This is a genomic window from Natronomonas sp., assembly GCF_046483325.1.
Taxonomy (GTDB): Archaea; Halobacteriota; Halobacteria; order Halobacteriales; family Haloarculaceae; genus Natronomonas.
In genome coordinates this window covers 24,730-48,287 of record NZ_JAWODL010000010.1, presented here as the reverse complement: position 1 = coordinate 48,287, position 23,558 = coordinate 24,730, and the positions used below count along the sequence as shown (strand labels likewise).

Below are 23,558 nucleotides of genomic sequence, written 5' to 3'. Positions count from 1 at the left end.
CGATAAGCGGTGATGGCCGCGCGTTCGTATAAAAGCGTTCGTCGATTCGATCGGACGCTGAACGTTGAAGGTCACTCGATGGCGAGCGAATAGACGCGCTTTCGGGCGTCGGTGAATGAGAACCTTGCGTCCACGGCGTCTACCTCTTTGAGTCGCGTGAGGGCGTACCGGACCGTCCGGGGGGGTAACATCGTCTCGTCGGCGAGTTGGCTCTGCGTGAGTCGGTCGTTGTACTCGAGTACCTTCGCGACCAGTTTCGCACTCGGCGGGAGGTCGGTGACGGCGTCCCAACCCACCGTTCCGGCGTCCGGGTCGAATTCGGTTGCGCTCATTGTACCACCGTTTTTCATGAGAATGGATAATAGTTACTATGTATATATTACTTTTAGTTATCTGCCGGACGGTCGACGGGGCGACAGCTATCGGGAGACCACCCCGCAGAATGGCGTAACACGGCTACGACACGGAACGACGCGTGGCACGACCCGAAGCCTCTTATGAGTACGGACGCTACGAACCCGGTAATGACCGACACTGTGGACGACATCGACCTGCCGTACGGGGACGGTGCGTCACAGCAGCAAAAGGTGGAGGCGCTCGAGGAGCGTCTGGAGATTCTCGAACAGCAGAACGACGAGATGCGGGACAAACTCCTCGACGCCAACGCGGAGAACAACAAGTACCAACAGAAACTCGAACGGCTGACCCACGAGAACAAGAAGCTCAAGCAGTCGCCGCTGTTCGTCGCGACGGTCCAGGAACTGACCGGCGAGGGCGTCATCATCAAACAGCACGGAAACAACCAGGAGGCGCTCACCGAGGTCACGGCGGAGATGCGCGAGGAGCTCTCGCCCGATGCCCGGGTCGCGGTGAACAACTCGCTGTCGATCGTCAAACAGCTCGACAGCGAGACGGATGTCCGCGCACGGGTGATGCAAGTCGACCAATCACCCGACGTCACCTACGCCGACATCGGAGGTATCGACGAGCAGATGGAAGAGGTCCGCGAGACCGTCGAGATGCCGATCGAGAACCCCGAAATGTTCGACGAAGTCGGGATCGACCCGCCGTCGGGCGTCCTGTTGTACGGGCCGCCCGGAACGGGGAAGACGATGCTCGCGAAGGCCGTCGCCAACCAGACAGACGCGACGTTCATCAAGATGGCTGGCTCCGAACTCGTCCACAAGTTCATCGGCGAGGGGGCGAAGCTCGTCCGCGATCTATTCGAACTCGCCCGCCAACAGGAGCCAGCCGTCGTCTTCATCGACGAGATCGACGCGATCGCCGCCAAACGGACCGAGTCAAAGACCTCCGGGGACGCCGAGGTCCAGCGGACGATGATGCAGTTGCTCGCCGAGATGGACGGCTTCGAGGAGCGCGGCCAGATATCGATCATCGCGGCGACGAACCGCTTCGACATGCTCGATCGAGCCATACTCCGTCCCGGTCGATTCGACCGACTCATCGAAGTCCCCAAGCCGGAGTTCGAGGGTCGCAAGATGATTTTCGAGATCCACACGCGCGGAATGAACGTCGCCAACGACGTCGACTTCGAGGATCTCGCAGACCTCGCCGTCGGCGCATCCGGTGCAGACATCAAAGCGATCTGTACGGAGGCGGGAATGTACGCGATCCGCGACGATCGTCTCGAAGTCACCACCGAGGACTTCGAGCAAGCCTGGCGGAAGATCCAACAGACCGACGAGGACGAGGACGAGATCTCGAAGACGTTCGCTTGATTCGTCGATCCCACCGCCTCATCATTTTTCAGAGCCGAACGAACGCGGTCGCTGTACTCGCTGTCACACCACCAACGCTCGTGGCGGCGTCGATCCGAGGGACATCAGTCCGTATTCGTGACCGTGATCGGCACGGATCGTCACCCCCGAAGATGTCGTGAACCGCCACCCCCGGACCCCTCCGATGTTCAGTTATACGTCACGATTAATATTTATGTACGACCCCACAACTTTCGCGTATGCCCCACGGACAGGACATCGAAGGTGAGAACGATCCGGAATCGCTCTCGGAGTACGAATGCATGCAGTGCGGCAAACTCCTCGAAGCGAAAACCCACCCAGGCGAGTGTGAGTGCGGCGGGGAGTTTCAAAACCGCGCAAAGTCCCTCGAGTAGCGATCTGAACGGCACACGAACTCGCGGATTCCCGCCGGTCGGCCCCGTTTAAAACAGCGAGAAGACGAGATACGGGATCCCGAAGATCACCAGCGTCATTCCGAGGATAATGAGCACGTAGGCGGCGACGGTACTGCCCGCAGTAACGAACGAGGAGTGGCTAAGTTCCGATTTGAGTTCGGACGCGTTCATATCCGAGTGTGTGAACGCGGCCGCTTATACGTATCGCCTCGACGGGGAGTGCGACACGAGCGAGTGGTGTTTCATCGAGAATCCGCTCAGCCGAGGATTTCGGTGATCCGTCGCGGTTCACCCGAGAGACTCGGGTTCTTCTCGATCATCTGGAGAACCTCGTGGTCGGTCACGTCGGGGTAAGCCTTCTCCGTAGCCTCCTCGATGAGCGTTTTTTCCATTCGGAACTCGGTGCCCTCGTAGATGACGTCAACGCCCTCCTGATCGAACGAGAGAACAGTCATATCCCGAATTGGTCGTTACCGAATATAAGTACCACGAGTGGACGGAGCCGGCGTCAGACCCACGTCAGACGCCGCCGGAGGGGTTAAGACGCCTGCCGAACACACTCCGAGCGTGTTCGGGTCGGATCCACTCGAAGCGCTCGTGATCCCGGACGGGACGCACGTGAAAGAACACGACCTCGTCACGGACGGGGACGTGCTCGTCGGCGGTCAAAGCGTCCTCGAACTCGGAGTTCGCGGCGGGAGCGTCGTCGCCGGCGAGCGCGTCGCGTTCGGCGGCGATATCGAGGCAGAGGGCGACTGCCGACTCGACATGTGGTGTGAGGTTGAAGGCAACGTTCTCGTCGGCAGCGACGCCTACCTAGGCGAGCGAACCCACATCACGGGACAACTCATCGTCTCCGGGGACCTCGATATCGGTGACGACGTGGATATCGAACGCGGCTTCGAGGCGAACGGCTGGATCGTCATCCGAAATCCGATGCCGACGATCGTGTTTCTGTTCGTCTATCTCTCGCACTTGCTCCACATCGGCGAAGAGGAGGCCGCAGAGAAGGTGGCGGCCGAAGCGTTCGCCGACGATCGCGATACAGAGCCAGCGTGTATCCCGCGTGGATCGCGGGTGTCAGACGACGCCTGGCGCGTCTCGACGCCGGCGTCGATCGGCGAGGACTGCCGACTCCACGGGAACATTCGCGCCGCCGAGATCGCGGTCGGACGAAACACCGAAATCTTCGGGAGCCTCCGGTCGAAGGGATCGATCCGCATCGGCAGCGGAGCGGTCGTTCACGGCGACGTGACGACCAGAGACGGCGACGTTGCCATCGGCCCCGACGTCCGCGTTCGCGGCGACATCTCGTGTGACCGATGTGAGCTCTCCGAGGCCGCCGACGTCGATGGGACGATCCGGGCGCGTGAGGGGATTAGATTCGAGGACCCGCCGAGCCGAACGGTCGAAACCGATTCCGATCGAGCGGCGTCTCGGACACCGCCGACTCGGGGAGAAGACGGAGACGGAGAGAACGTGAGCGGCTCGGAGGTCAGCGACGGCGACGGCGACGACGACGGCGACGGCGAGTCCGATTCGAAAAAAGCCGCCTCACCCGCGATCGTTCCGATCGGCGACGGAGACCGTCCGAAGCCGAGGTCGGGTCCGAGTGTGACGGTGAAAACGGCGGCGGAGACGTATCCCGACGCCCATCCGATCGCCACGGTCGTCCCCCTCGACGAGAGTGACGTCGAGTGGGACGCGCTCGACGATAGACGGTCGAACGGGACCGAGGCGGACGACGACGTTACGGCGATCGTCGCCGACGCGGAAGTCGATCCGGAACGGGACGGACGGTAACAAGTCGGCTGCGACCGGGACACATATACGAGTGGCTCGGGTAGCCGAGGTATGCTTTCGGTCGCTCTCGCCGGCAAGCCCAATGCCGGCAAATCGACGTTCTATAAGGCCGCCACGCGGGCGGACGTCGATATCGGCAACTATCCCTTCACCACGATCGATCCGAACCGCGGCGTCAGCCACGTCCGGACCCGGTGTCCCTGTCTCGATCTCGAGGAACGCTGCGACGACGAGAACTGTCACGGCGGCAAACGCTACGTACCGATCGAACTGCTCGACGTGGCCGGATTGGTCCCGGGTGCTCACGAGGGGAAGGGCCTCGGTAACCAGTTTCTCGACGCGTTGACGAACGCCGACGTTATCCTCAACGTCGTAGACGCCTCGGGCGGCACGAACGAGGAGGGCGAGCCGGTCGAGGTCGGTTCCTACGACCCCGTCGACGACGTGCAGTTCATCGAGCGGGAGATGGACCTGTGGCTCGCCGGAATCGTCGATCGAAACTGGGAGACGATCGAACGACAGTCCCGTTCGCCCGACTTCGACATCGAGGCGTCGCTCACGGAGATGCTCACCGGAGTCGGGGCCAGCGAGCACGACGTGGCCACCATTCTCAGAGAGTTCGAGTACGACGACGATCCGATGGCCTGGGACGGCGACGACCGCGAGGAGCTGGCGCGCCTCGTCCGCGTCCAAACGAAGCCGATCGTCGTCGTCGCCAACAAAGCCGATATCGCACCCGCCGAAAACGTCGAGCGACTCCGGACGGCGGCCGAACGTGTCATCCCGTGTACGGCCGAGGGCGAACTCGCGTTGCGCGGCGCGGTCGAAGCGGGCGTGGTCGAGTACGATCCCGGCGATCAGATGTTCACCGTTGCGGGCGAGCTATCCGGGACACAGCGTGACGGCCTCGAACGCATTCGGACGGTCATGGCCGAGCGGGGTGGCACGGGCGTACAGACCGCGCTGGACGACGCGGTCTACGACCTCCTCGGTCGGATCACGGTGTATCCCGTCGAAAACGAGACCCGGTGGACGGACGGACAGGGAAACGTTCTGCCGGACGCGTTCTTGCTGCCGACCGGGGCGACGCCGAGGGATCTCGCCTTCGCCGTTCACTCGGATATCGGTGAGGGGTATCTCCATGCGGTCGACGGGCGGGAGAATCGCCGAATCGGGGAGGATCACGAACTCGAGGAGGGCGACGTTATCAAGATCGTCTCGACGGCGAGTTGATCGAGGAGGGCGTCCGACTCTCGGGAGTACAGTGACTACGGTCGGTGCTCCAGCGAACGGTAGCGGGCGAAGTTGACCGCGACGAAGAGCGCCATCGTCGTCGGGAGCGCGATCGTTATGCCGAACAGCGCGGCGTTTCCCGGTGTGACGGCCACGGTGAGGAGGATCGCCGCGGTCGAGACGACAGTCGAGACGGCAAGCACGATAACCCACACCGACTGTCGCAATAGGAGATCCGTCGGCTTGCGCGTAAAAAGTAACCTGTCGATAACGACCGCGAGGAAGGCGAGTGCGACGACGACGAGGCCGAGCGTGAACGCGATAGCAGCGAGAGACGGTCCGGTTTCGGGGGACGAGCGCGTGAGTGAAAAGAGCACAAAGAGCGTGATCGAGAGCCCGAGGTACAGGAGGATCCAGAGTCCGATCCCGGTCGTAATCCCCCGCCAGCGAATCGAGCCGTCGTTCATCGCTTTGGACGGGGAGGGGCAGGGAGTTAATCGTTTGCACCGGTGCGGTCGATCACGGGCGGCGGTCCGAGCGATGTGGCGGCATGCTTTTGTACATCTGGCTGAAAAGCCGCGTCGATGGCCGTTCTCGAAACGCTCGTCGTTGGCGCGCTCTTCGGACTCGCTCTCGCCGCACCACCGGGTCCTATGAACGCGATCATCGCCGAAGAATCGGTCCTTCGTGGGTGGAAAGCCGGGTTCAAAACCGGACTCGGAGCGCTGAGCGCCGACGTGTTGTTCTTCCTCTTGGCGCTGGCCGGCGTCGTCACGTTCGTCCGGGAGTTCCCGACGCTCCAAGCGGGAATGTTCCTCGTCGGTGGAGGGTTGATGTTGTACTTCGCCTACGGGGCGGCGCGGGCGGCGAGAGAGCAGTTCCAAAGCGCAGAGCCCACCCGGAGTCGCGGCTTCTGGAAGGCGTTCGTGTTGTCATTGAGCAACCCCTACCAGATTCTCTTTTGGCTCACGGCCGGCGTCGGACTGTTGACGCCCGGAAGAGTCGACGTCCTCTCGTATGCGAGTGACTCGCTGTCCGGTATCGTCGTCGTCGAGACCGGAAGCGCGGCGCTGGTCGTCGGCCTGTTCTGTGGCGTCGCCGGATGGATCGTGGGCTTTCCGGCGGCGCTGACGGCGGCGAAATCGAAGACCGAAGCGCTCGCGCCGATCGTCGCCTACGGAAGCGCAGTCGTCCTCGGCGGCTTCGGCGTCTACTTCGTTGCGAACGTGCTCTTATTTTAGATCAAAATCAGCGGGCTCGGCCGGTTCCATCCCGGCGATCTCGTCCTCGAGCCACTCTTTGAACCATCGGACGCGTTTGATCCGCTGGTGGGCCATGCTTTCTGCGGTCTCGGATCGGACCCGAGAGATGGCGTCCTCCCCGCGTTCGAGGACGCGGCCGACCATCTCGTTGGCGTCCATGTGGGTTCGCGATTCGTACCCCATCCGCAGAAGCATGAGCGTCGTCCCGTTCGCGCCGACCTTGTCCAGGAGGTCCGCCTCCATGAGACACCGGGTTTCCAGCGAGACGTTCGCCAGATCACCCTCGTAGGAGTGTTCGGCGACGGCGTTGCACACCTGCGTGATGAACGATTCGGGGTAGTCCGTCCGAGATCGGAGATACTTGCGGGCGACGCGGGCACCCGCCTCGGCGTGGACGTCTTGATCGGCCTCCAGTTTGGCGATATCGTGAAAGAGGGCGGCGACACGGGTGACGTCGACGTTCGCGCCTTCCTTCTCAGCGATTTCTGCCGCTAACTCGGTGACGTTGAGGATGTGATTGTAGCGGTACTCCGCCGAATGCCACGGGTACCACCGCATTCGGCCGCCCTCCTCTTCGCTCTCGATACTGGCGGCGAGGTAGTCGTACACGAACCGCTTCATGTCCTGGTACTCCTCCCCCGAGACCGGCGACTCCGCTATTTCGACACCCATGTACCCACCTCCACGGTGTGGAAAACGAACGTATCAGTCATCTTGTCGGTATGAAGGGTAGTTCGACTCTTTAGGTTTACGACACCGTCGGCGTTCAAAACGGACATGTGCAGGCTGATTCGCGATCTGTGCTCGAAGGGAGCCGAGAGCCGCGGCCAACGCGGCGGCGGGCTTATATTTACTCAACGCGTTTGCGTGAACGTATGATGCTTCCGACGCACGCGCTCGTGGGGATGGCGCTTGCGCTCCCGATCGCGATGTTGGCGCCTGATCTCGCTCCAGCGGCGCTCTTGGGCGGATTCCTCGGCGGGATACTCCCCGATCTCGATCTGTATGCGGGACACCGACGAACGCTTCACTTCCCGACGCTGTATCCCATCGCTGCCGTTCCAGCAGCCCTCTTAGCGTTCCTTTGGCCGACCACCGTCGCCATCGCGGTCGCGTTCGTACTCATCGGGGCGGCCGCCCACTGTCGGATGGACATCTACGGTGGCGGCTTGGAACTCCGCCCGTGGGAAGGAACCTCCGATCACGCTGTGTACGACCACGTCGCCCGCAAGTGGCTCCCGCCGCGCCGATTCGTCGCATACGACGGGTCGAAGGGGGATCTCGGGATAGCCACTCTGGTCGCCGCACCGCTGGTGGTGCTCGTCGAGTGGCCGTTCGTCGCATTGGTCGCGGGAGCGATCGGTATCGGGGTCGTGTACGCGCTCCTCCGCCGACGGTTGGCGGCGCTGGCGCCGGTCGTGTTCGGCCGGGTCCCGGACACGCTTTCGCAGTACGTCCCCGCCCGGTATCGAGACGATACGTCGGAACTGAGGCCCTGAAACAGCCGCCCTGCACGGCAGCGTCGCGGCTATCCGGTAGCTATCCACACGGTTTTCCGCCCGAATTGATCAAACGTCCACATTTGCGCGTCGACATTTGGTTTTATAATATCACGTGCGGAAACTGCTGTCATGGAGATTCGCGAAGCCACGGCTGAAGACGGTCCGGCAGTTCGCTCTATCGCCCTGCGGTCGATGGAAGCGTCGTACTCGCTGAGTCCGAGTACCATCGAAAGCGCGATCCAACAGTGGTACGGCGAGGAAAGCTTCGACGACCTCTTGTGGGACGACGACGTGATGCTGCTCGTCGTCGAACGCGACGGCGAGCCGGTCGCGTTCTCCGAGAGCGCACTGGTCGACGGCCGGGGGGATATCCATTGGATCCACGTCGCCGCGATGCACCGCGGTGAGGGGATCGGTCAGACCCTCTACGAGGCGACGCGCGAACGCCTCGAAACCGACGGCGCGGAGACGATCCGCGGGCTCGTTCTCGCGATGAACTCCGAGGGTAACCGCTTTTGGGAGGAACGCGGTCTGCGAAAAGTCGACGAAGGAACCGTCGAGATCGATGGAACGCCGTTCATCGAGAACGTCTATGTCGATGAGGACACGGCCGAACTCAAGCCGATCGTCGTCGACGGGCAGGAGCTCTACATCGACCGCGGTGACGCCGAACGCGGATCCGAGGGACCGTTTTATGCGGTCTACACCGACGAGGACCGCGAGAACCGCTATAGCTACTACTGCGGTAACTGCGAGACGCTCATCACGGCGATGGACACCATGGGTCGGCTCTCCTGTGACGAGTGTGGGAACCAGTTGAAGCCAACCCGGTGGGACGCCGCGTATCTGTGAGTTCGACGACGCGATATGAGTGGTCGGCGATCCCGAAGCGGAACCCTTGTTAGCGACCGCCCCGCCAGTATTCCCAATGAGTCTTGTCGATAGTCCCGCGGTCAAGCGACTCGCCGACTGGGACGGCGACCGCCTCGAACGACTCGCCGCGGCGCACGATACCCCGCTGTACGTCACCGACCACGACCAGATCCGCGAGAACTTCGCGCGGTTCGACGCGGCGTTCGAGTTCGCACACGTCATGTACGCGGTGAAGGCCAACACCGGACGAGCGGTCATCCGGACGCTGTACGACGCCGGAGCGGACATCGAGTGCGCCGCCGCGGGAGAGCTTTATCGGGCGCTGAAAGCCGGCGTCGCTCCCGAGGACCTCCAGTACACCGCGGTCAACCCGCCCGACGGCGACCTCGACTACGCCGTCGACCTCTGGGAAGAGACGCCCGAACTGACGATCACGGCGGGCGCGGAGATGACGCTCGATCGACTCGAGACACGTGGCTTCGACGGTCGTCTCGCGCTCCGCGTCAATCCGGGGATCGGTACCGGCCACCACGAGAAGGTCGCCACGGGCAAGGACGCGAAGTTCGGCGTCCCGTACGACGAAGTCCCGGACCTGGTCGAAGACGCGCGTGAACGCTTCGATTTCGTCGGGCTGCACGCTCACGTCGGCAGCGGCGTGCTCTCCGACGGCCTCGACGATCACCGGCGAGCGCTCCAAAAAGTGGCCGATCTCGCCGGACGCGTCGGCGATCTCGAATTCCTCGATCTGGGCGGCGGCTTCGGCGTTCCGTACCGTCCCGATGAACCCCCCCTAGATATCGGGGCGGCCGCGGAGATGATCCGGGAGGTGACCGCCGACGTGGACGCGACGATCGCGCTCGAACCGGGGCGCTACCTCGTCGCCGACGCCGGCGCGCTCCTCACCCGCGTCAACACTACCAAGCAGACACCGGAGACGCGCGTCGTCGGCGTCGACGCCGGACTGACGGCGCTGATCCGCCCGGCGATGTTCGACTCGTATCACCACATCAGAAACGTGACCGGCGGCGACCGCGAACCGGTCGAATCCAGCGTCGGCGGCCCGCTGTGCACCAGCGCCGACGTGTTCTGTACCGATCGGCCGATACCGCGTCCCGAGGCGAACGATCTGCTGGCGATCGGCAACGTCGGAGCCTACGGAATCAACCTCGCGAGCCAGTTTCACTCCCAGCCGAAGCCCGCCGAAGTCGCCATCGAGGGCGACGACGAGCGCGTGACGCGACGGCGGGAGACGTTCGAGGATCTGACGCGTCTCGAGGATGAAGCGCCCGGTGATCGATCCTAATCCGAAAGCCGACCTCGGATCGCTCACCGAGCGACACCGGAGGTGAGGACCCATTAATACGCTCCAGAACAAAGGGGGAGTATGTCGCTTTTCGACGCGCTTCGCGACGATCCCGAATCGGTCGTCTCGATCATCGAACACACGAACGTCGATCCGGCGGCGACCGAAGCCGAAATTCGAACGCTGTGCGAAGAGGTGCTCGAATACGGGTTCCGATCGGCGGTCGTCGTGCCGTATCACGTAGAACTCGCACAGGGGATACTCGGAGATCGGGCGAACGTCGTCGCAGTCATCGGTTTTCCGTACGGGATACAGAACTCCACGGCGAAGCGAGCGGAGGCCGACGCGCTGCTCGAACACGCCGACGAACTCGATATGGTGATGAATCGAACGGCCTTTGCGAACGGCGACGACGAGTCGGTCGTCGAGGACGTTCGGGCGGTGAAAGACGCGATCGACGATCGAACGTTGAAGTGCATCATCGAGTCGCCGACGTTATCTCCCGAGGAGATCCGACACGCGGCCACCCTCGTCGAGGAGGGTGGCGCGGAATTCGTCAAAACGGCGGTCGGATACGACGGGCCGACCGATCCCGTCGAGATCGAGGCGATACGCGGGGGGCTCGATTCGGACACCGAGATCAAAGCCTCGGGCGGGATCTCGAGTTTCGAGGAAGTGTTGGAGATGGTCGAGGCGGGGGCGACTCGAATCGGTGCTTCCTCCGGCGTCGAGATCTACGAATCGACTCGGTAGCGAAACGGGGCGCTATGAGAGTTCGTCCACCAGCTCGTCGCCGAAGCCGACGTACGTCGCCGGCGTCAGCGCGTGCAGCTCTTTTCGAACCGATTCATTTACTTCGAGGTCGTCGAACAGGTCGCGGAAGTCCTCGAGCGTGGCTCGCTGGCCGCGGGTGAGCGCCTTGATTCGCTCGTAGGCGTCGGTGTCGCCCTCCCGTCGGAGGATCGTCTGGACGGCCTCGCCGATCACCTCGGGGTTGGCCTCCAGTTGCTCGCGCATGATCTGCTCGTTCGGCGTCACCTTCGAGAGGCCCGTGGCGGCCTTCCGGTAGCCGATGAGACAGTGTGCGAGCGCCGCGCCGACGTTCCGTTTGACCGTCGAATCCGAGAGATCCCGCTGGAGCCGCGAGGTCGTGACGTAGTCGGCGAGGAAGGTCAGATCCGAGTTCGCTTTCGTCAGGTTCCCCTCGCTGTTCTCGAAGTCGATCGGGTTCACCTTGTGGGGCATCGTCGAGGAGCCGGTCTCGCCCGCGACCGCCTCCTGGCCGAGATACCGATCGGAAACGTATAGCCACACGTCGAGATCGAAGTCGCGAAGGACGTTGTTGACGCCTCGAAGCGCGTCGAAGACCGCCGCGAGGTCGTCGCAGGGGTTGACCTGCGTCGAGAGTGGGGTGTGTTCGAGCCCGAGGGATTCGACGAACGCCCGGGAGAAATCCCGCCAGTCCACGTCGGGATAGGCGGCACGGTGGGCCGCGTAGGTCCCCGACGCGCCCGCGAGCTTTCCGGAGAGATCGGCGGTCGCGGCCCGGAGTCGACCGAGCGCGCGACCGAGACGTGCAGCGTAGACGGCTAGTTCCTTGCCGTACGTCGTCGGGGTCGCCGGCTGGCCGTGGGTCCGAGCCAGCATCGGGACGTCGCGGTACGCCCGTGCGTCGGCCGCGAGGTCGTCCCGAAGGTCGCGGATCGACGGGACGAGAGCCGTCTCGACTGCGGGCTTGAGCAACAACCGGTGGGCGAGGTTGTTCACGTCCTCGCTCGTCAGCCCGAAGTGGACCCACGGGCCCTGCGTCTCCTCGTCGGGGAGGTGCAGTCGGATGAAATACTCGACCGCCTTCACGTCGTGATTGGTCGCGGCGTAGCCGGCGTAGCCCTCCGTTTCGAGCCGCTTTATCGCGTCGGCATCGTCGGCGTCGAAAGCGGTGTAGAGCTTCCGAAGCGACGATCGCGTCGCCTCGTTGATTTCCAGCGGCGTCGCGTCGAGATCCGCCAACGCGACGAGATACTCGACTTCGACGTGGACGCGCGCTCGCATGAGCGCGGCCTCGCTGGCGTATTCTGTGAGCGGTTCCGTATAGCGTTCGTATCGGCCGTCCAGCGGCGAAACGGCGTATAACGGCCCCCGATCTGTCATACGTGTGGCTCCGGAGAGCCGCTGAAAAAGGGTGTCGATCGTCGGTTCCGCGACGGCTTTCATCTCGACACAGATAATGCATTATCGTGTATATATAAAGACATCAAAAACACCTGTGCCGAAGAAATATGCACATGGCTGCACTATCAATCGCGCGCAACCGCAACTACTTTGCGTTGGGCGGAGTCGACTTCAGACATGAAACTCGCCGGTATGGCTTCGAACCGCGGTCAGAACCTGCTTCACATGGCCGACACCGCGCCGGGCGGAGCGGAGTTCTCGGTCGTCCTCTCGAACGAGGAGGGTGCTCCCGTCATCGGGGAGGCCACGAAACGCGGCATTCCGACCGAAGTCGTCGCGCGCGGCAACGAGGAATCACGGGAGGAACACGAACAGCGGATCGTCGAACGCCTCGAGGGATACGACGTCGACCTCGTCTGTCTCGACGGCTACATGCGGATTCTCACGGAGACGTTCCTCGAATTAGCCCCGCGGACGCTCAACGTCCACCCGTCGCTTCTGCCCTCGTTCCCGGGAATGGACGCCCACGAGCAGGTGCTGGAGGCAGGCGTCTCTATCACCGGCTGCACCGTCCACGTGGTCGACGAGACGGTCGACGGCGGTCCGATCGTCACCCAAGAGCCGGTTCCGGTGTACGACGGAGACGAGGCAGCCGATCTCAAACGGCGGGTCCTCCGCGAGGCGGAGTTCAGCGCCTATCCACGGGCAGTAAAGTGGTTCGCCGAGGATCGCGTGACGATCTCCGACGGGATCGTCACCGTGGACGGCGACGACGGCGGTCAGTTCCCCGCCCGCCGCCTCACCTGTGACGATCGCGGACGAGAGCTCCGATACGGGGAGAACCCACATCAAGACGCCGCGGTGTATCTCGACGAGGCCTGTGAGGAGGCGAGCGTCGTCCACGCAGACCAGTTGAACGAGGGCTCGAAGGCCCTGTCGTACAACAACTACAACGACGCGGACGGCGCGTTGAATCTCATCAAGGAGTTCGACGAGCCCGCGGCGGCGGTGATCAAACACACCAACCCGGCGGGCTGTGCGACCGCGGACGATCTCGCCTCCGCCTACGAGTCTGCCCTCGCGACGGACCCGATGAGCGCCTTCGGCGGCATCGTCGCGTTGAACCGCGAGTGTGACGCCGTTACCGCCGAGGCGATCACCGACTCGTTCAAGGAGGTCGTCGTCGCGCCCGGCTACACCGAGGCAGCCCTCGACGTCCTCTTCGAGAAGGAGAACCTCCGGGTGCTGGACGTCGGCGATCTCGACGAAATAACTGAACCGCTCGTCGAGAGCGACCTCGTCGGCGGCCGGCTCGTCCAAGAGCGCGATCTCCAGGCGATATCACCGTCTGATCTCGACGTCGTCACCGACCGGAAACCGACCGACGAGCAACTGGAAACGATGTGTTTCGCCTGGCAGACGATCAAACACGTCAAATCCAACGCGATCCTCTTCGCGAAGGGCACCGAGACGGTCGGCGTCGGGATGGGACAGGTCTCGCGCGTCGACGCCGTGCGGCTGGCGGCGCTCAAGGCCGATGAACACGCCGAAGGGAAGGATGCCGACGGCGCCGTGATGGCGTCGGACGCCTTCTTCCCGTTCCCAGACGGCATCGAAGCCGCCGCCGAAGCGGGCGTCGAGGCGGTCGTCCAACCCGGCGGTTCGGTCAACGACGAAGACGTCATCGCGGCCGCGAACGAACACGACATCGCGATGGCGTTTACCGGCCAGCGGGCGTTCAAACACTGAGTTATGCCTTCGACCGACCGAGCACCGTTCGCGACGATATTCTTCCGGCACGACGCGGCCGTCCTCCTCACCAGATACCACGGGTCGATCGAGGTGTTCGAGGGCGCGTGGGACGCGGTGACGGTTCCGATCAGCGGGACCTCGACGCCGATCCGGGACCGACTCCGGGCTCGTCCGGAGATACCATCCGACGCGACGCTGGTCGAGGTCGGTGAACCGTATTCGATACCCGCGTCGGATAACCACGACGTGGTCACGCTCCCGGTGTTGTTCGAGTGTCAATCGCGGGCGTTCGAGATCCCCGGAGCCGCGACCGACGCCGAGTGGATCCCGCCAACCGAGATACTCCGTCGGGAGACACGTCCCGGGCTCTGGGAGGCGTACGACCGCGTTCGGCCGACGCCGGAGACGCTGCGCACGGACACCGAACACGGCTCCGGATACATCTCGATTCGGGCCATGGAAGTCGTTCGCGACGCCGCGGGAGCGATAGCCGGCGGCGAGGTCCACTCGGACGACGAGTGGACCGCGATCGCCGGGGTCGCCGAGGAGGTACTGGCCGCACGACCGAGCATGGCGGCGGTGGCGAACCGTGTGAACCGGGTCCTCTGGCGTGCTTCGGACGATCGGCGCGCCGCCGCCGTCGAATCGCGCGCGATCGAGGAACTCGAGAGCGCACTGCGTGCGGACGAACGCGCCGCGAGGGAAGCGGCGTCGATCGTCGACGACGCGGTCGTTCTCACGTTGTCTCGGTCGGGGACGGTGTTACCTGCGTTGAGAGGTGGTCCCGAACGAGTGCTGATCGCCGAGTCCCGCCCCGCACGCGAGGGTATCGAGGTCGCCGAACGGGTCAGCGACTCGGGCACCGACGTGACGGTGTTCGTCGACGCGGCGATCGCACACGTGCTCGCCGAGGAGCGGATCGACGCCGTGGTGTTTGGCGCGGATACCGTACTTCGTGACGGCACCCTCGTCAACAAAGTCGGATCTAGAGGGGCGGCTATCGCCGCCGGGGGCGAGGAGGTTCCGGTGTACGCCGTAACGGCGACCGACAAGATCAGTCCGTCGCGGACGCCGACGTTCGAACGCGGCCCGGCTGAGGAGATATACCGAGGTGAGCACCGGATCGACGTCGCAAATCCGACGTTCGACGCGACGCCACCGTCCGAGATCACCGGCTTCGTCACCGAGGACGGTCTTTTCGAGCCGAGCGACGTGACCGAGTTGGCGGCCACTCACGCCGAACACGCGGTGTGGAATCGACCCTGAAACCAGCGGCAAAGAGCCCAACGCTCAAATCCTCGCGCGGAGAAGGGTGAGACATGAAGGTAAGCGTCGTGGGAAGCGGCTACGTCGGGACGACCCTGTCTGCCTGTCTCGCTGACATGGGACACGAGGTGACGGCGATCGACATCGACGAGGAGACCGTCGATCGGCTCAACGAGGGCGACGCGAGGATTCACGAACCGGGACTGGATCCGCTCCTCTCGGCGTACGCGGGGAACCGCCTCACAGCGACGACCGAGCACGACGCGGCGAGCGAAACGGACGTGACGTTCCTCGCGGTCGGCACTCCCTCGGATCCAGACGGCTCGATCGACGCGTCGATCCTGCTCTCGGCGGCCGAGGACATCGGACGGGCGATCGCCGATAAGGACGGCTACCACCTCGTCGTCGTCAAGTCGACGGTCCTGCCGGACGTGATCGACGAGGAACTGGTTCCCCGGATCGAAGCCGCTTCGGGAAAGACCGACGGCGAGGGGATCGGTATCGCCGTCAACCCGGAATTTCTTCGGGAGGGAAGCGCGGTACAGGACTTCATGGAGCCCGATAAGATCGTCGTTGGAACCGACGGCGACGAGCGCGCGCTCGATCTCCTCGCGGAGCTCTACCAGCCGCTCGTGAGCGACTGGGAGGTTCCGGTCGTCGAGACGGGCCGTCGGGAAGCGTCGATGATCAAATACGCCAATAACGCCTTCCTCGCGGCGAAGGTCAGTCTGATAAACGATATCGGGAACGTCTGCAAGTTGTTCGACGTCGACGCCTACGAAGTCGCAGACGCGATCGGTCTCGACGACCGGATCGGCGAGCAGTTCCTCCGCTCGGGCGTCGGCTGGGGCGGTAGCTGTTTCCCGAAGGACACCGCTGCGCTCGTCGCCGGGGCGAAAGCCGCCGGCTACGAACCGCTGATGATCCAGGCGGCGATCGAACTCAACGAACGTCAGCCCGAGCGACTGCTCGAACTGCTCGATCGACACGTCGACGTCGACGGCAAGCGGATCGCCGTGCTGGGCCTCGCGTTCAAGCCGGGCACCGACGACATCCGCGGAACGCGCGCGAAGCCGGTGGTCGAAGGGCTGCTCGCCCGCGGCGCGGATGTCGTCGCCTACGATCCGCTCGCCGCCGAGGCGATGGCCGAGGAGTTCCCCAAGATCGAGTACGCCGAGTCGGCCGCCGAGGCGCTCGAGGGCGCTCACGGCGCCGCGGTCGTGACGGACTGGCCGGAGCTCGCTGATCTCGACGAGGAGTTCGACGCGATGGCCAACCCCGTCGTGGTGGACGGCCGCCGAATCGTCGAGCGCAGAAACGGGATCGTCTACGAAGGGTTGACGTGGTGAGAAACCGGATGCACTATACGCGTCGGTAGCGAGCGATCGGTATGCGCCAGTTCGTCGTTCTCGCGCACGAGCTCACCGCCTCGGGAGCGGCCGATCTCAATCTCGACGATCTTCCGGGAACGGGCCGGCTCGACCTCCTCGCACGCTGTGTCACGAGCGGGCTATTGCTCTCATACGATATCCGCGAGGACGTCCGCGTCTACCTCGTCGCCGACGGCTACGTCGTCCGACTCGAGGGATCGGAGCTTCGAGGGATCAATCCCGACGAACGTTCGACCGCGGCGCGGATACGCGACGCCTTCGCCGCGCGCGAAGGGGCGATCGGTGCGATGGCCGCGACGCCGTCGCCCGGCGTCTCGATCAAACGCGGAGATATCGAGGCGGTTCTGGACGACCTCGGTGCCTCGACGCTCGTCGAACTCCACAGCGACGGACGCCCGATCGTCGATCTCGAACCCCCCGAAAACGCCGCGTTCGTTCTCTCCGATCACCGTGATTTCACCGACGAGGAGACGAATCTGCTAGAAGAGCGAGCCGACGAACGGGTTTCGATCGGCCCTCGGATTCTCCACGCTGACCAGACGATCACCGTCGCGCACAACTACCTCGACACGAACGGCTATCGAGACTACTGACAGCCGATCGCACGCGTGTGTCCGATATTCGGAAAGATTAAAAGATCCAACGGCTTTTGTTCGAGTGCGGGCCGGTGGGGTAGCTTGGTATCCTTCGGCCTTCGGGTGGCCGTAACCACGATTCAAATTCGTGCCGGCCCACTTTTCCCGCACTCTCGTTCCGGTAGCGGTGGCTTAATCAGGCCGTAACCGAAGTTCTCGCGAGCAGAGGGCATCGAAACGCAAAGCGGGTACGACACGGAGAGCCCCGCATCGGTCGTCCAGCAGTCTGGTGGATCCGCCCGTCATTCCGGGAGCACCGACGCATACGACCGGTGGTAACCGGATCGGCGTCGACCCGGGCCACCTCGCGTGGCCGGCACTATCCCGCGACGGAACCGTCACACTCTGGCCGAACGTTGCTCTGTCGGACCGATATGTGGAAGCGCACATCGGATTGCTCGGAGGTTAGCCACATGGTACCTTTGGCCCTCGCGTGAGTGGATACGGTCGATGAAGGTCGTCTCGAATCCCATCCGATACGCGAAGAAAGCGAAGATGATGGGAACGCACTACGTGCTGAAACAGTACCTCGAGAACAAACGCGTGGGAGCAGTCAGCGAGGAGTGGCTGCACACGATCCTCGACGATATCGATGCTACGGAGGTGTTCTGTCACGTCGGGCTTTCGGCGGTAAATGCCGCATTCGACGGGAATCCATACGAGTTCCTGCGGACCACGCTCGGTGAGCACTTCGAGACCGTAATGGTGCCCGGATTCACCGACTACTTCGAGCAGTCTCGGGTATTCTACAAGCAGTACTCGAAGCCGAAACACGGGACGTTCGCAAAACTCCTCTTGGAGGACGCAGAGTATCGAACGAACGACGCGATGCGTTCGTTCGTGGTCGACGGGCCGTATCGATTCGGAGATTGCGACGATTGGGACAGTTACGGGGACAACTCCTGTTTTGCGAAACTAGAGGCGGACAACGTCCCGATCCTCGACATTGGAACGCCGTGGTTCAAATCGTCGCAGATCCACTACATCGAGTATCAACACGACGTTCCATACATCGAGGACGTTTCGATGGACGGCATAGCCGTCACTGAGTCCGGAGCCGATCCGGTGGAGATTTCCCAGGCGTTCGGTGCACCGACGGAGAGGTTGGTGTGGAATCGCCGCAAGCTCCATCGAGATCTCGAAGCAGCCGGTGTCCTCGACCGATACGATATGCGTGGACTGCGGGTAATGGTCACGCGAACGCAGGATCTACGGGACGTCATCGGCCCCAAACTCGATCGAGACGGGTATTATCTGCTCACGTAGACGATTCACAGCTATGAGGCTCCGCTCACCCCACACCGAATAGCCACGAGTCTCACGACGGGATGTGGCTCAACAACGGAGACGGATCGAGGCGCTTCCGCGAGGCGGTCATCAAAAAGCCCCTCCAGAGGCGTGTGGCCGACGCGGACCGACTTGTACCCCATTTGGCGATCGAGTCGGTTCCGTCGACGGCGGTTCGGGGTCCTAGAATACATTAATATCCGGCCTAAAAGTACCTCAAGGCATGTCGGACATGTTACTTCGAAACGTCGGGGCGATTCTCAGCGGCTCGTTGACCGAGCCGACGATCGACGCGGGCTCGATCGACGTTCGCGACGGGGTGATCGAGGAAATCGGCGCGACGACGACGAGCGCCGAGACGGTGATAGACGTCCGGGGGACGACGGTCGCCCCGGGGCTCGTCGACGCGCACGTCCACCCGGTCGCCGGGGAGTACACGCCCAGACAGGATACCATCGGCTGGTGTGAGAGCTATCTCAACAGCGGCACCACCTCGATGGTGTCGGCGGGCGAGATTCACCATCCGGGGCGGCCGACGGACGCCGAGGGGCTCACGGCGCTCGCGACGCTCAACCGCAAATCGTACGACAACCTGCGTCCGAGCGGCGTGAAACTCCACGCGGGGACGTTGATCCTCTCCGACGATATGACCGTCGACGACATCGTGGCGGTCCACGAGTCGGGCGTCACTCAAACGAAGATCATCTTCGCGATTGAGGATCTCGACCACGCGCGGCGACTCGTCGATCGGGCCAAGGACCTCGGGATGGTGACCATGATGCACTCGGGCGGATCGAGCGTGCCCGGAACGCGGCCGATCGACGAGGAGATGTTCAAGGCCATTCGCCCGGACATCGCGCTCCATTTCAACGGCGGGCCGACGGCCCTGCCCGACGAGGAGTGGCGGGCGATCGTCGAAGACACCTCGATCGATCTCGAGTTGGTCGTCGCGGGCAATCAGCGAACCTCCCTCGAGATCCTCCGAACGATGGCCGACCGGGACGAACTCGACCGGCTCCAGATCGCGACGGACACACCGACCGGGACGGGCGTCGTTCCCTGTGGGATGTGGCTCGAAGCGGGCATCCTCGCGAGTCTGACCGAGGTGTCCGCTCCGGAGATACTCGCGCTGATGACGGGCGTTCCGGCCCGACGTCACGGTCTCGACGAGGGGCGGATTGAGGAGGGGCGACCCGCCGATCTCTGTCTCCTCGATGCCCCGCAAGGATCGGCCGCCGATGACGCCGTTGACGCGATCGAAAACGGGGATTATCCGGCCGTCGACACAGTGATCGTGGACGGCGAGGTGGCGGTCAAAACGAGCGCCAACACGGGCCCAGCAAAGCGACCCGCCGTCGTCGAGTGATCCATCGGGGGATCGGCCTCTGAGGGGTTTTCGAGTGCGGGTCACTGGGACACGACACCTCACTGGACCAACACCCATACGTTGTGGGTGAAACAGGGCGCGTAGAACACATCGTGGAGAGCCTCCGCCGAGGGAGGGGTGATACTCAAGACCCACGAAAACGGAGTGAACCTCGACGTCGTCGCCGAACGCGTGAAACAGCTCGATGGCGTTCGAACCGCCGCCCACGCAAGCGACGGCAGCCTCGGGAAGGGTCCCGATCCGATCTCGGCGATGAGTCGCGTCTTTCCGGCCCTCTTTGTGAGTATCGCCTGCCCGAGTGTGTTGTTGAGCTTGTGTTCGCCCCCGTGGAGGCGATCCTCGCGCTTGAGATAGGTGTCGGCGCCGTACCGCTCGCTGAGGTTCCGCGCGTGATACAGCGGCGTCGGCCGCCCGGCGAAGGCCTCGAGCTATCCGCGCAGCGCCGCTCTGAAATCGGCCGCCTCCCTGATCCCGTCGTAAGCGTCGGCGAGCTGTTGGAGCGGTTCGAAAAGCGGCTCTGGGGACGTGCCGGCCACCGTATCCGTCGAATGCACCGTTAGACACGTTCCCCCGGTGTTCACCATGGACCACTAAATATGTACTGTCAGCGCGGCTGCATCGCGCTATCGGTGGACAGTTCCGGCGTCAGCACGATTCGACGATGACGGCGCGGGGGTCCACCGGGCGTGATATATGTGAAAAGCAGAGTACCACCCGAAATAAACCCGGATTCCACACACGTCGCTTAAACGCTCTCGTAAAAAATCCAAAATGACCCCGAATTAATATATCAGGCTCGCGTGAACCACGACAGCAGCCATGTCCGGAGACACCACAGCCCACCTCGAAGCCGAGGGGGCGTACGAGGACGAGGTAATCGGCGAGACGCTGATCCCCCACCTGTTCGAGGAGAGCGCCAACCGGCATGCCGACCGCGACGCGCAGTGGTACAAAGGCGGCATCTACGAGCGCTCGCTGGTTCCCCACGTGGTGTCCGCCGCCCCGGCGGGTGAGTACGCGTCGCTGACGTACGCCGAGATGCGAGCGATCGTCCGCAACCTCGCGGCCGGCTTCCGCGCGTTGGGAGTCGAATCGAACACGAAAGTCGGCATCTACGCCAACACCCGCATGGAGTGGGCACAGACCGATCTCGCGTTGCTCGCTGCCGGCGGCGTCGTGACGACGGTGTACACCGAATCGTCGGCTGAACAGGCGCGATATCTGCTCGACGACCCCGGTGCGGAGGGCGTCGTCGTGGAGAACGCCGAACTCCTCGAACGAATCGTGGCGGTCGAGGACGATCTCGATCTCTCTTTCATCATCGTCATCGACGATGTCGGGGCTCACGACGACCGAGACGACGTCCACACGCTCGCGGAAGTCCACGAACTCGGAACGGAAGCGTTCGACGAGGCGACCTACAGGTCGTGGATCGACGAACGCGACCTCGACGACCTCGCGTCGTTGATCTACACATCCGGGACGACCGGCGAGCCGAAGGGGGTCCGGTTGACGCACCGAAACTTCAGATCGAACGTCAACGGCATCCGCAAGCGGTTTTCGGATCGACCGGACAAGCCCGAGGGGACGCCGTCGATCGACGAGACGGATCGCGTCCTCTCGTTTCTCCCGCTCGCGCACGTCTTCGAGCGCGTCTCCGGGCACTTTCTCATGTTCGGCAGCGGCGCGACGGTCGCCTATGCAGAATCGCCCGACACCGTTGGGGAAGACATCGTCGCCGTCAGTCCGACGAGCGCCTCCTCGGTGCCGCGGGTCTACGAGCGCATCTACGATAGCCTCCGCGAAGAAGCCCCACAAGCGGTGTTCGAGCGCGCGGTACCGATCGCCCGCGAGTGGGCGAACACCGACGATCCGGGTCCCGGGCTTCGAATCAAACACGCGCTCATGGACCGACTCGTCTACTCGTCGGTCAGGGAGAAACTCGGCGGCAACGTCGAGTTCTTCGTCAGCGGCGGCGGCAGCCTCTCGAAGCGGCTCGCCGAGCTGTTCGATGGGATGGGGATCCCGATTCTCGAAGGCTACGGCCTCACCGAGACGTCGCCGGTCGTCTCGGTCAATCCCCCGGAGGATTATCGACCCGGGACTCTGGGTCCGCCGCTTTCGAACGTCGAGGTCCGCCTCGACGAATCGATCGTCTCCGAGGAGCAAAAGGCGACCGCGACGGGGGCGATCGGTGAACTCTACGTCAGGGGACCGAACGTCACTGACGGCTACTGGAACCGACCCAGAGAGACTGAAAAGGCGTTCACCGACGACGGCTGGTTTCGGACCGGCGATATCATCGAAGAGACCGACGACGGCTACCTGATCTACCACGATCGGATCAAACAGCTCATCGTCCTCGATACGGGCAAAAACGTCGCCCCGCAACCGATCGAAGACGAGTTCGCCACGTCCGGTCGGATCGATCAAGCGATGGTGATCGGCAACGACGAGAAGTTCGTCGCGGCGCTTTTCGTACCGAACTTCGAGGCGGTCAGACGGTGGGCCGAGGCCGAGGGGATCGACCTACCGGACGATACAAACGCGATCTGTGAAGACGAACGCGTGATCGAGTACATCGACGAGGAGGTCGAAGCGGTCAACGCGATGCTCTCCGGGCACGAACGTATCAAGGAGTTCCGATTGGTCTCCTTCGAGTGGACCGCAGACAACGATCTGTTGACGCCGTCGATGAAAATAAAACGCCGCAACGTCCGCGAGGAGTTCGGCGAGCAGATCCGCGACATCTACGGAAACGAGGAGTAGCCCCTGTCGGCAAGCGGTGAAACGACCGACAGTTTTTATACCGTCGTTCCCGCAATTCGGGCACGATGGACCGACGCGACATCGGAGTGAGAACGCCGGATCCGGTAAAGCGGACCGTCCGGTACACCCCGATGAACCCTCGCCCGAGCCGTCGTTAACCGGTAGTTTACCGTCGCTTTTCACGGTTGATACACCGACATGGTACTCGATACAATCAAAGAGGACGTTCGAACCGCACGCACGAAGGATCCGGCCGCGACGAGCGCCGTCACCGTCGCGCTCCTGTACTCCGGAGTGCACGCCGTCTGGGGGTATCGGATCGCCAACTGGCTGTGGGAGCGTGGCTTTCACTTTTCCGCGCGCTTTCTCTCGCAGGTCGTTCGGTTTCTGACCGGCGTCGAGATCCATCCCGCGGCGGAGATCGGCCGACGGCTGTTCATCGATCACGGCGCGGGCGTCGTGATCGGCGAAACCGCCGAGATCGGTGACGACGTGCTACTGTACCACGGTGTGACGCTAGGTGGCGATTCGATGCGTCGCGAAAAGCGCCATCCGACGCTCAACGACGGCGTGACGGTCGGTGCAAACGCGACGCTTTTGGGCGACATCACCGTCGAGGAAGCGGCCTCGGTCGGGGCCGGCAGCGTCGTCGTCGACGACGTGCCGGCGAACGCAACCGTGGTCGGCGTTCCGGCCGAACCGATCGATGACGCGAGCCGATCCCAGCGCGTTTCCTCCCGATAAGTTTTCTCGGCTGCACACCGAGGT

Annotated in this window: 23 protein-coding genes, 1 tRNA gene and 1 pseudogene; 18 read left to right on the top strand and 7 right to left on the bottom strand. The window is 63.3% G+C overall.

The features are described 5' to 3' along the window. Nucleotides 1-71 precede the first annotated feature (71 nt). Nucleotides 72-332 (bottom strand): MarR family transcriptional regulator, encoded by a 261-nt coding sequence (locus tag R6U53_RS02180; RefSeq protein WP_410320732.1) that lies wholly within the window; start codon nucleotides 330-332, stop codon nucleotides 72-74. A 192-nt stretch (nucleotides 333-524) separates the two neighbouring features. Between R6U53_RS02180 and pan1 the strand changes: the two genes are divergently transcribed. Both pan1 and R6U53_RS02170 read left to right on the top strand, forming a co-directional pair. After that, nucleotides 525-1,739 carry a proteasome-activating nucleotidase Pan1 gene (gene pan1 / locus R6U53_RS02175; RefSeq protein WP_410320731.1) on the top strand — a complete coding sequence of 405 codons (1,215 nt, stop codon included), beginning with the start codon at nucleotides 525-527 and terminating at the stop codon, nucleotides 1,737-1,739. Between the two features lie 239 nt (nucleotides 1,740-1,978). Beyond that, nucleotides 1,979-2,134 carry a rubrerythrin-like domain-containing protein gene (locus R6U53_RS02170; protein WP_137275671.1) on the top strand — a complete coding sequence of 52 codons (156 nt, stop codon included), beginning with the start codon at nucleotides 1,979-1,981 and terminating at the stop codon, nucleotides 2,132-2,134. A 48-nt stretch (nucleotides 2,135-2,182) separates the two neighbouring features. Here R6U53_RS02170 and R6U53_RS02165 read toward each other — a convergent pair whose 3' ends face one another. Together R6U53_RS02165 and R6U53_RS02160 are read right to left on the bottom strand one after the other, a co-directional pair. Next, on the bottom strand, nucleotides 2,183-2,326 hold the full coding sequence (locus tag R6U53_RS02165) for a hypothetical protein (protein WP_410320730.1): 144 nt from the start codon (nucleotides 2,324-2,326) through the stop codon (nucleotides 2,183-2,185). 86 nt (nucleotides 2,327-2,412) lie between these two features. Continuing rightward, nucleotides 2,413-2,610 (bottom strand): DUF5800 family protein, encoded by a 198-nt coding sequence (locus R6U53_RS02160; RefSeq protein ID WP_410320729.1) that lies wholly within the window; start codon nucleotides 2,608-2,610, stop codon nucleotides 2,413-2,415. Between the two features lie 112 nt (nucleotides 2,611-2,722). On the opposite strand from R6U53_RS02160, the gene R6U53_RS02155 reads away from it, so the two are divergent. Both R6U53_RS02155 and R6U53_RS02150 read left to right on the top strand, forming a co-directional pair. Beyond that, nucleotides 2,723-3,958 carry a polymer-forming cytoskeletal protein gene (locus R6U53_RS02155; protein ID WP_410320728.1) on the top strand — a complete coding sequence of 412 codons (1,236 nt, stop codon included), beginning with the start codon at nucleotides 2,723-2,725 and terminating at the stop codon, nucleotides 3,956-3,958. A 51-nt stretch (nucleotides 3,959-4,009) separates the two neighbouring features. Then, the gene (locus R6U53_RS02150; protein ID WP_410320727.1) at nucleotides 4,010-5,191 is read left to right on the top strand and encodes a redox-regulated ATPase YchF; all 1,182 of its coding nucleotides are present in this window, start codon (nucleotides 4,010-4,012) and stop codon (nucleotides 5,189-5,191) included. Nucleotides 5,192-5,226: 35 nt separating this feature from the next. Here the strand turns inward: R6U53_RS02150 and R6U53_RS02145 are convergent, their stop codons facing one another. After that, a complete protein-coding gene (locus tag R6U53_RS02145; RefSeq protein WP_410320726.1) occupies nucleotides 5,227-5,658 on the bottom strand; it encodes a hypothetical protein in 432 nt (143 codons plus the stop codon). 117 nt (nucleotides 5,659-5,775) lie between these two features. On the opposite strand from R6U53_RS02145, the gene R6U53_RS02140 reads away from it, so the two are divergent. After that, nucleotides 5,776-6,432, top strand: a complete 657-nt coding sequence (locus tag R6U53_RS02140) for a LysE family translocator (protein WP_410320725.1) — start codon at nucleotides 5,776-5,778, stop codon at nucleotides 6,430-6,432. Here the strand turns inward: R6U53_RS02140 and R6U53_RS02135 are convergent. Continuing rightward, complete coding sequence (locus R6U53_RS02135) at nucleotides 6,424-7,125, bottom strand: HD domain-containing protein (protein WP_410320724.1); 702 nt, start codon at nucleotides 7,123-7,125, stop codon at nucleotides 6,424-6,426. The genes R6U53_RS02140 and R6U53_RS02135 overlap by 9 nt on opposite strands. A 203-nt stretch (nucleotides 7,126-7,328) precedes the next feature. On the opposite strand from R6U53_RS02135, the gene R6U53_RS02130 reads away from it, so the two are divergent. The 4 genes from R6U53_RS02130 (at nucleotide 7,329) to deoC (ending at nucleotide 10,884) form a co-directional block, all read left to right on the top strand. Continuing rightward, nucleotides 7,329-7,952 carry a metal-dependent hydrolase gene (locus R6U53_RS02130; RefSeq protein WP_410320723.1) on the top strand — a complete coding sequence of 208 codons (624 nt, stop codon included), beginning with the start codon at nucleotides 7,329-7,331 and terminating at the stop codon, nucleotides 7,950-7,952. A 132-nt stretch (nucleotides 7,953-8,084) separates the two neighbouring features. Then, complete coding sequence (locus R6U53_RS02125; RefSeq protein ID WP_410320722.1) at nucleotides 8,085-8,807, top strand: GNAT family N-acetyltransferase; 723 nt, start codon at nucleotides 8,085-8,087, stop codon at nucleotides 8,805-8,807. Between the two features lie 76 nt (nucleotides 8,808-8,883). Continuing rightward, nucleotides 8,884-10,131, top strand: a complete 1,248-nt coding sequence (lysA, locus tag R6U53_RS02120) for a diaminopimelate decarboxylase (protein ID WP_410320721.1) — start codon at nucleotides 8,884-8,886, stop codon at nucleotides 10,129-10,131. 81 nt (nucleotides 10,132-10,212) lie between these two features. Further along, nucleotides 10,213-10,884: a deoxyribose-phosphate aldolase gene (deoC, locus tag R6U53_RS02115; protein WP_410320720.1), complete on the top strand. Its 672-nt coding sequence runs from the start codon at nucleotides 10,213-10,215 to the stop codon at nucleotides 10,882-10,884. Nucleotides 10,885-10,896: 12 nt separating this feature from the next. Here the strand turns inward: deoC and purB are convergent, their stop codons facing one another. Next, the gene (gene purB, locus R6U53_RS02110; RefSeq protein ID WP_410320719.1) at nucleotides 10,897-12,282 is read right to left on the bottom strand and encodes an adenylosuccinate lyase; all 1,386 of its coding nucleotides are present in this window, start codon (nucleotides 12,280-12,282) and stop codon (nucleotides 10,897-10,899) included. A 198-nt stretch (nucleotides 12,283-12,480) separates the two neighbouring features. On the opposite strand from purB, the gene purH reads away from it, so the two are divergent. From purH to R6U53_RS02075, 7 genes are all read left to right on the top strand, one after another. Continuing rightward, complete coding sequence (purH, locus tag R6U53_RS02105; protein WP_410320718.1) at nucleotides 12,481-14,052, top strand: bifunctional phosphoribosylaminoimidazolecarboxamide formyltransferase/IMP cyclohydrolase; 1,572 nt, start codon at nucleotides 12,481-12,483, stop codon at nucleotides 14,050-14,052. A gap of 3 nt (nucleotides 14,053-14,055) precedes the next feature. Further along, nucleotides 14,056-15,321, top strand: a complete 1,266-nt coding sequence (locus tag R6U53_RS02100; RefSeq protein WP_410320717.1) for an initiation factor 2B — start codon at nucleotides 14,056-14,058, stop codon at nucleotides 15,319-15,321. A gap of 53 nt (nucleotides 15,322-15,374) precedes the next feature. Then, nucleotides 15,375-16,670 carry a UDP-glucose 6-dehydrogenase AglM gene (aglM, locus tag R6U53_RS02095; protein ID WP_410320716.1) on the top strand — a complete coding sequence of 432 codons (1,296 nt, stop codon included), beginning with the start codon at nucleotides 15,375-15,377 and terminating at the stop codon, nucleotides 16,668-16,670. A 41-nt stretch (nucleotides 16,671-16,711) separates the two neighbouring features. After that, complete coding sequence (trmY, locus tag R6U53_RS02090; RefSeq protein WP_410320715.1) at nucleotides 16,712-17,305, top strand: tRNA (pseudouridine(54)-N(1))-methyltransferase TrmY; 594 nt, start codon at nucleotides 16,712-16,714, stop codon at nucleotides 17,303-17,305. Between the two features lie 68 nt (nucleotides 17,306-17,373). Next, nucleotides 17,374-17,446, top strand: a tRNA-Pro gene (locus R6U53_RS02085). A gap of 351 nt (nucleotides 17,447-17,797) precedes the next feature. Then, nucleotides 17,798-18,613: an AAC(3) family N-acetyltransferase gene (locus R6U53_RS02080; RefSeq protein ID WP_410320714.1), complete on the top strand. Its 816-nt coding sequence runs from the start codon at nucleotides 17,798-17,800 to the stop codon at nucleotides 18,611-18,613. Between the two features lie 244 nt (nucleotides 18,614-18,857). Further along, nucleotides 18,858-20,000: an amidohydrolase family protein gene (locus R6U53_RS02075; RefSeq protein ID WP_410320713.1), complete on the top strand. Its 1,143-nt coding sequence runs from the start codon at nucleotides 18,858-18,860 to the stop codon at nucleotides 19,998-20,000. Nucleotides 20,001-20,254: 254 nt separating this feature from the next. Here R6U53_RS02075 and R6U53_RS02070 read toward each other — a convergent pair. Further along, a pseudogene (locus R6U53_RS02070) lies at nucleotides 20,255-20,585 on the bottom strand (tryptophan synthase subunit beta); the annotation flags it as partial. A gap of 255 nt (nucleotides 20,586-20,840) precedes the next feature. Here R6U53_RS02070 and R6U53_RS02065 point away from each other — a divergent pair. After that, nucleotides 20,841-22,790 (top strand): AMP-dependent synthetase/ligase, encoded by a 1,950-nt coding sequence (locus tag R6U53_RS02065; protein ID WP_410320712.1) that lies wholly within the window; start codon nucleotides 20,841-20,843, stop codon nucleotides 22,788-22,790. A gap of 198 nt (nucleotides 22,791-22,988) precedes the next feature. Then, nucleotides 22,989-23,534, top strand: a complete 546-nt coding sequence (gene cysE, locus R6U53_RS02060; protein WP_410320711.1) for a serine O-acetyltransferase — start codon at nucleotides 22,989-22,991, stop codon at nucleotides 23,532-23,534. Nucleotides 23,535-23,558: the final 24 nt, after the last annotated feature.